Consider the following 8,542-nt stretch of genomic DNA (forward strand, 5'->3'; position numbering starts at 1 on the left):
GGCGTTACAACTCCGGTCACATAGCTACGGCTATGCTCCCTACGTTGTGCCTTGCATAGTAACTGCCCACTTAGCCAGAAATATACGATTCCATTTGGCCAACTACTTAAACGTAAACGGCTGGGGAAATACAACTACTCCTGATGCCATCAATTCGTTATTTTCAAATCACCCGGGGCGAGATGTATGGACAACAGGAGTTCAACACTGCATTCCTTCCCGGAATGTGAAAGAGATTCTTGCGTCATGATGGGAGGAAGGCAATTACTGGCTGTTTGCTTTCTTCCTCTTTGCTGGTTTACCGGTTTGCTCATCTGAATTTTCTTCGACAGTCAAGAAACCGTGATCTGAGGGTTGCCTGGCTTTATCAACAGTAACGTATGCCTCATCTGGCCACCTTCTTTTAAGTGATACAGAGCCATGCCCCTGTGGCGGGATGCCTCTCCTGGTCTTTATTTGATCAATACATCGTTTCATTAAATCCTGATTCCAAAGCCTGTTAACCGGAATTTCAACGACCTCAAATCCTGCTTTTTGCAACAGTGCGATTTTCAACAGAGTCGAACCATTCCTGGTGTTGAAATCACCACCCACGTAATGAGAGGGGCCCTGAACTTCAATCACCATGTTGTGATCTGGCAGTAGCAGGTCAACCGGAGGTAATGAATTCAGACTCTTTTCTTCTTCAATCCTCAATGATGGAATGCATGATTGGAGTTGATTGCAGAAGTCGGATTGACGTTTTGAAAAAGTTGTCTGGTAATGGGGAACGACCGGACACGCTCTGCCAAGCCAACTTGCAGCCAGGGCAATGGTGCGTTGATCCTCTTCATTGTCCGGGAATGTATTTTCCAGACGGTTAAACAGGTCATCCATGTGCTTTTCCAGCACGTTACTTTTACTGGTATTGGGAACCAGAGATAACCTGGCACAGCATACCATCACTCCCCAAAGGGACATCAATATCGCTTGCTGAGAGAACTGAGGGTTGTCTTTGATTCCCTCGACAAGCGATTTGAACGTGGAGGTTACCACGTTCAGCTCAATGAGTTCGCCCAGTTTTGCCATGGCCCACAGCAGGTTGGCGATATGCTGAGGAATAAATTGATCTTTCTGTGCGTTCACGTGGGGCAACAGAGCGGCTACAGCCTCTTTGAGACCTGGTGTCAAATCCTGCCCGGAGTCCACCAGTTTTGCCATGGCCCACAGCAGGTTGGCAATATGCTGAGGAATAAATTGGTCTTTATGTGTGCTCACGTGTGACATCAGTGCGGCCACGGCATCGTTGAGCCCTGGTGACCACTTCTGCCCGTTGTCCACCAGTTTCGCCATGGCCCACAGCAGGTTGGCGATATGCTGAGGAATAAATTGGTCTTTCTGTGTGTTCACGTGGGGCAACAGCGCAGCCACGGTCTCGTTGAGTTCTGGTGCCTGCTCCTGCCCGTGGTCCACCAGTTTTGCCATGGCCCACAGCAGGTTGGCGATACCCTGGGGATTAAATTGGTCTTTCTGTGCGTTCACGTGGGGCAACAGCGCGGTCACGGCCTCTTTGAGCTCTGGTGTTTGTTCCTGCCCGTTGTCCACCAGTTTCGCCATGGCCCATAACAGCTTGACGATCTCCTGTGGTATTAAGTTAGCTTTCTGTGAGTTCACGTGGGGCAACAGCACGGCCACGGCCTCGTTGAACTCTGGTGTCCGCTCCTGATTGTTGTCCAGCAGTTTTGCCATGGCCCACAACAGGTTGGCAATTTCCTGTGGTTTAAAGCGAGCTTCCTGAACGTTCACGTGGGGCAACAGCGAGGCCACGGCCTGGTTGAGTTCTGGTGTCCGTTCCTGCTTGTTGTCTACCAGTTTCGCCATGGCCCACAGCAGGTTGGTGATTTCCTGTGGTTTAAAGTGAGCTTTATGTGCGTTCACGTGGGGCAACAACGCGGCCACGGCTTCTTTGAGCCCTGGTGTCCGCTCCTGGCCGTTGTCCACCAGTTTCGCCATGACCCACAGGAGGTTGGTGATGCCCTGTGGTTTAAAGTTAGCTTTCTGTGCATTCACGTGGGGCAACAGCGCGACTACAGCCTCTTTGAGCCGTGGTGCCCGCTCCAGCCCGCTGCCCACCAGTTTCGCTATAGCCCACAGCAGGTTGGCAATAGCCCGGGCATTAAATTGGTCTTTCTGTGCGTTCACGTTGGGCAACAGTGCGGCCACGGCCTCGTTGAGTTCTGGTGTCCGCTCCTGCCCGTTGTCCACCAGTTTCGCCATGGCCCACAGCAGGTTGGCAATATGCTGAGGTATAAATTGGTCTTTCTGTGCGTTTACGCAGTGCAACAGCGCGACCACGGTCTCGTTGAGTTCTGCTGTTTGCTTCTGCCCGTTGTCCACCAGTTTTGCCATGGCCCACAGCAGGTTGGCAATTTCCTGTGGTGTAAAGTGAGCTTTCTGTGCGTTTACGTGGGGCAACAGCACTGCCACGGTTTCGTTGAACACTGGTGTCCACTGCGGCCCGATGTCCACCAGTTTCGCCATGGCCCACAGCAGGTTGGCGATACCCTGGGCATTAAATTGGTCTTTCTTTGCATTGATATGGGGCAACAGTACGGCCACGGCCGCTTTGAATTCTGGTGTCCACTGCGGCCCGTTGTCCGCCAGTTTCGCCATGGCCCACAGCAGGTTGGCGATGCCCTGTGGTTTAAAATTGGCTTTATGTGTGTTCACGTGGGGCAACAGCACGGCCACAGCCTCCTTGAGGCCAGGTGTCCACCCCTGCCCGTTGTCCACCAGTTTGGTCATGGCCCAGAGCAGGTTGGCGATATGCTGAGGAATAAATTGGTCTTTCTGTGCGTTCACGTGGGGCATCAGCGCGGCTACGGCCTTGTTGAGCTCTGGTGTCCGCTCCTGCCCATTGTCCACCAGTTTTGCCATGGCCCACAGCAGGTTGGCGACACCCTGGGGATCAATATCCCTGGTTTGAGGTTTTTGGTTGCACTTGAATATGATTGCCTCAAGCAGGGTTGACAGTATGGCAGCCTGAGTAAGCTTAACACGCTCATCCATGGGTTTATGGGGAGTAAAAACACCGGCTGAAGTCAATGAATGAAGTGTTGTGGTCAGGCTTAGCCAATTCCAGCTTGGCGTTGCGGTAAAATTTTGCAGCAAAAGTATCAGCTGGCTTTGTTCAGCTCGATTTAACGATCTTTTAGACGCTGACGTGTATTTTTTGATTGAACTGGCATATAGACCGTGATCTCTCCCATCATAGTGATGACCAAAACGATTCGATTTACTCACCAGACCAGCCATTATTTCCCGTTTAATGAGAGCATTAAAATCTTGAGCATGGTTTACAGAACGGCGCAGTAGATATTGAGAAGGGCGTGCAGCGCAAGAGTGGTAAAATTCATTACGCCCCGGGGTAGTGCGGAGGGAATTATCCCTCTGTCTGACTGGGCCATGTCTATATTGCACACGCCTTGAAGGAGAAGTGGGATGGCCATCCGGTCGGTTGTAGCAATTATCTGACCTTGTGTATTGACTACTGATACCCGCAGAGTTTCTATCCATAATTATATTTCATTAATTCATGGAAATATAAAAAGCAGACTGCGGTTCTTTACAGAAGTTCATTTGGTTAACTACTTATGGGGCATCTGCGCCGCGTTTTAAGCAAGTGACACAAAGCCATGCCCCTGTGGCGGGATATCTGCCCTGGTCTTTATTTGATCAATACATCGTTTAATCGAATTCTGGCTCAAAAGCTGGTTAACCGGAATTTCAATGACCTTAAATCCTGCTTTTTGCAGCAGTGCGATTTTCAGCAGAGTAGAACCATTCCTGGTTTTGAAATCACCGCCCACGTAATGAGACGATCCCTGAACTTCAATCACCATGTTGTGATCTGGCAGTATCAGGTCCACCGGAGGTAATGAGTTCAGACTCTTTTCTTCTTCAATTTTCAAAGAGGGAATGCATGATTGGAGTTGATTGCGGAAGTCGGATTGAGGTTTTGAAATGATGTTATGGTAGTGGGGTACGACCGGACAGGCTTTGCCAAGCCAACTTGCGGCCATGGCAATAATGCGTTGATCCTCTACATTGTCCGGGGATGTATTTTCCAGACGAGCAAACAGGTCAGCCATGTACTTTTCAAGCCTGTTATTTTTATTGGCATGGGAGACCAGAGACAACCTGGCACAGCATACCATTATTCCCCAGAGGGACATCAATATGTCTTTCTGAGAGAGCTGAGGATTTTCACTGATTCGGTAAACAAGCGATTCGAACGTAGAGGTAACCACCTCCAGCGCAACGAATTCTCCCAGTTTCGCCACAGCCCACAGCAGGTTAGCAATTTCCTGTGGTTTAAAGTTAGCTTTCTGTGTGTTTATGTGGGGCAACAGCGCGGCGACGGCCTCTTCGAATTCTGGTGTCCGCTCATGCCCATTGTTCACCAGTTTTGCCATGACCCATAGCAGGTTGGCGATATTCTGAGGAGTAAGCTGATCTTTTTGTGTGTTTACTTGTGGCAACAGGGCTGTCACGGCCTCTTTAAGCTCTGGTGTCCACCCTTGTCCGTTGTCCACCAGTTTTGCCATGGCCCACAGGAGGTTGGTGATTTCCTGTAGTTTAAAGTTCGCTTTCTGTGTGTTCACGTGGGGCAATAGCACGGCCACGGCCTCGTTGAGCTTGAGTGTACGCTCCTGCCCGTTGTCCACCAGTTTCGCCATGGCCCACAACAGGTTGGCGATTTCCTGTGGTTTAAAGTCAGCTCTCTGTGCGTTCACCTGGGGCAACAGCATGGCCACGGTTTCTTTGATTTCTGGTGTCTGCGCCTGCCCGTTGTCCACCAGTTTCGCCACGGCCCACAGCAGGTTGGCGATATGCTGAGGCATAAATTGGTCTTTCTGCGCGTTCACATGGGGCAACAGCGCGGCCACGGCTTTTTTGAGGCTTGGTGTCAGGTTCAGCCTGTTGTCCACCAGTTTTGCCATGGCCCAAATCAGGTTGGCGATTTCCTGGGGTTTAAAGTTAGTTTTCTTTGCGCTCACACGGGGCAACAGCAGGGCCACGGACTCGTTGAGCCCTGGTGTCCACTTCTGCCCGTTGTCCACCAGTTTCGCGATGGCCCACAGCAGGTTGGCGATGCCCTGGGTAATAAATTGGTCTTTCTGTATGTTCACGCGGGGCAAAAGAGCGGCCAGGGTCTCTTTGAGCCCCGGTGTCAGTTTCTGTCCGTTGTCTACCAGTTTCGCCATGGCCCACAGCAGGTTGGCGATTTGCTGAGGAATAAATTGGTCTTTCTGTGCGTTCACGTGAGGCAACAGGGCAGTCACGGTCTCCTTGAGCCCAGGTGTCCAATACTGCACGTTGTCTACCAGTTTTGCCATGGCCCACAATACGCAGGTGATACCCTGAGTATTAAATTGGTGTTTCTTTATGTTCACTTGGGGTAACAGCGTGGCAGTGGCCTGGTTGAACTCTGGTGTCCGCTCCAGTCCGTTTTCTAGCAATTTCGACATGGCCCACAGCAGGTTGGCGATATGCTGAGGAATAAATTGGTCTTTCTTTGCATTAACATGGGGCAACAGCGCAGCCGCTGCCGCTTTGAGCTCTGGCGTCAGCGCCTGCCCGTTGTCCAACAGTTTCGCCATGGCCCACATCAGGTTGGTGATACCCTGTGGTCCAAAGTTGGCTTTCTGTGTGCTCACGAGCAGTAACAGTGCGGCCATGGTCTGTTTTAGCCTTTGTGTTCGCTGCAGTCCGTTGTCCACCATTTTTGCAATGGCCCACAGCTGGTTGGCAATTTCCTGCGGTTTTTTAGCTTTCTGTGCGTTTACGTAGGGTAACAGTGCGGCGATGGCCTCTTTAAGCACTGGTGTCCATTCCTGCCCTTTTTCCACCAGTTTGGCCATAGCCCACAGCTGGTTAGTAATGTGCTGGGCATTAAATTGGTCTTTCTGTGCGTTCACGTGGTGTAACAAAGCGACCACGGCCTCGTTGAACTCTGGTGTTCGTTCCTGCCCGTTGTCCAACATTTTTGCCATGGCCCACAGCAAGTTGGCGACACCCTGGGCATCAATATCCCTTGCTGGAGGTTTTTGCTTGCACTTGAATATTATTGGATCAAGCAGTGTTGACAATAAGGCAGTTTGAGTACGTTTAACAACTTCATTCATGGGTTTATGAGGGGTAAAAACGCCCGCTGACGTCAACGAATGAAGTGTTGTCGTCAGGCTTCGCCAATTCCACCTCCGTGTTGCTGTAAAATTTTGCAGCAAACGCATCAGCTGGCTTTGTTCTGTTCGATTTAACGGTCTTTTAGCTGCTGATGAGTATTTTTTAATTGAACTGGCATACTGACCGTGATTTCTACCATCATAGCGATGGCCGAAACGATCCGATTTACTCAACAGGCCAGCCATTATTTCCTGTTTGAGAAGGGCATTAAAATCCTGGGCCTGGTTTATAGAACGGCGCATTAGATATTGCGAAGAGCGTGTGTCAGAAGACTGGTAAAATTCATTGCGACCCGGTGCAGTGTGGGGAGGGTTATCCGATTGTCTGACTGTGGCATGTCTGTATCGCCCACGCCTTGAAGAGGGGGCATGGTCATTCGGTTGGTTGTAACCGTTATCTGATGTTGTGTATTTACCACTGATGCCAGCAGAACTTCTATCCATAATTATATTTCATTAATTCATGAAAATATAAAAAGCAGACTGCTGTTCTGCTCAGAAGTTCATTTTGCGGAAAAGTTTACTTGAGTCATGATGGGAGGAAGGCGATTACTGGCCGTTTGTTTTCTTCCTCTTTGCCGGGCTGGTTTGCTCTTCTGAATGTTCTTCACCAGTCACGTGTGCAGCATCTGTCCACGCTCTTTTACGTGATACAAAGCCATGCCCCTGTGGCGGGATGCCTGTCCTGATTTTTATTTGATCAATATATGGTTTCATTAAATCTTTGTTCAGAACCTGGTTAGCCGGGATTTCAATGACTTCAAATCCTGCTTTTTGCAACAGTGCGATTTTCAGCAGAGTCGAACCATTCCTGGTGTTGAAATCACCACCCACGTAATGAAACGGTCCCTGAATTTCAATCACCATGTTGTGATCTGGCAGTAGCAGGTCAACCGGAGGTAATGAGTTGAGACTCTTTTCTTCTTCAATTTTCAAAGAGGGCATACATAATTGGAGTTGATCGCGGAAGTTGGATTGTCGTTTTGAAACGGTTGTCTGGTAATGGCAGGCGACCGGACACGCTCTGCCAAGCCAACTTGCGGCCATGATCATGGTGTATTGATCCTCTTTATGACCTGGCGAGGTATTTTCCAGGCGAGTCAACAGGTTATCCATGTGCTTTTCAAACACGTTATGTTGTTGATTGGCATTGGACTCCAGAGCCAACCTGGCACAGCATACCATGACTCCCCAGAGAGACATCGATATCTCTTTCTGAGAAAGCTGCAGGTTCTCACGGATGCGATAGACCAGCGATTGGAATGTAGAGGTAGCCACGTTCAGCTCAACGAGTTCACCCAGTTTGGCCGTGGCCCACAGCAGGTTGGCAATACCCTGGGTACTGAATTGGTCTTTCTGCGCGTTCACCAGGGGCAACAGCGCGGTCACGGCCTCGTTGAGCCCTGGTGTCTGCTCCTGTCCGTTGTCTACCAGTTTCGTCATGGCCCACACCAGGTTGGCGACATGCTGGACACTAAATTGGTCTTTCAGTCCATGCACGCGGGGCAACAGCGCTGCCACAGCCTGTTTGAACTCTGGTGTTTGCTCCATCCCGCTGTCCACCAGCTTCGCCATGGCCCACAGCTGGATGGCAATACCCTGGGCACTAAATCGGTCTTTCTGTGCGTTCACGTGGGGCAACAGTGCGGCCACAGCCGCGATGGGCGGGTGTGTCCGGTCCTGCCCGTGGTCGACCAGTTTCGCCATTGCCCAAAGCAGGTTGGCGATACCTTGTGGTTGAAAGTTAGCTTTTTGCGCATGCACGAGAGGCATCAGTGCGGTCACGGCCTCGTTGAGCCCTGGTGTCTGATCCTGCCCATTGTCTACCAGTTTCGCCATGGCCCACAGCAGGTTGGCGATTTCCAGTGGTTTAAAGTTGGCTTTTTGTCTGTTCACGAGGGGCAACAGCGCGGCCATGGCCTCGTTGAGTCCCGGTGTCTGCTCCTGCCCGTTGTCCACCAGTTTTGCCATGGCCCACAGCAGGTTGGCGATACCCTGAGGAATAAATTGGCCTTTCTGTGCGTTCACGAGGGGCAACAGCGCAGCCACGGCCTCTTTGAGCCCTGGTGTGTGCTCCTGTCCGTTTTCCACCATTTTCGCCATGGCCCACAGCAGGTTGGCAATGCCCTGGGCATTAAATTGGTCTTTCTGTGCGTTCACTAGGGGCAACAGCGTGATCACGGCCTCGTTGAACTCTGGTGTCTGCGCCTGCCCGTTGTCCACCAGTTTCGTTATGGCCCACAGCAGATTGGCGATATGCTGAGGAAGAAATGGGTCTTTCTGTGCGTTCACGAGGGGTAACAGCGCGGCCACAG

Annotated in this window: 3 protein-coding genes; all 3 read right to left on the reverse strand. The window is 50.9% G+C overall.

Features of this window, described 5'->3' with window-relative positions; translation table 11 throughout:
- Nucleotides 1-264: 264 nt before the first annotated feature.
- Entirely contained in the window at nucleotides 265-3,555 is a 3,291-nt protein-coding gene (locus tag CX664_RS02570; RefSeq protein WP_101745218.1) for an RAP domain-containing protein, read from the reverse strand.
- A 98-nt stretch (nucleotides 3,556-3,653) separates the two neighbouring features.
- Nucleotides 3,654-6,671 carry an RAP domain-containing protein gene (locus CX664_RS02575; protein ID WP_101745219.1) on the reverse strand — a complete coding sequence of 1,006 codons (3,018 nt, stop codon included), beginning with the start codon at nucleotides 6,669-6,671 and terminating at the stop codon, nucleotides 3,654-3,656.
- A gap of 105 nt (nucleotides 6,672-6,776) precedes the next feature.
- Nucleotides 6,777-8,542 (reverse strand): DUF1601 domain-containing protein (locus tag CX664_RS02580; protein ID WP_145999769.1); only part of this gene is annotated, 1,766 nt, incomplete at its 5' end.

The sequence above is a fragment of the Endozoicomonas acroporae genome (assembly GCF_002864045.1).
Classification (GTDB): Bacteria; Pseudomonadota; Gammaproteobacteria; order Pseudomonadales; family Endozoicomonadaceae; genus Endozoicomonas; species Endozoicomonas acroporae.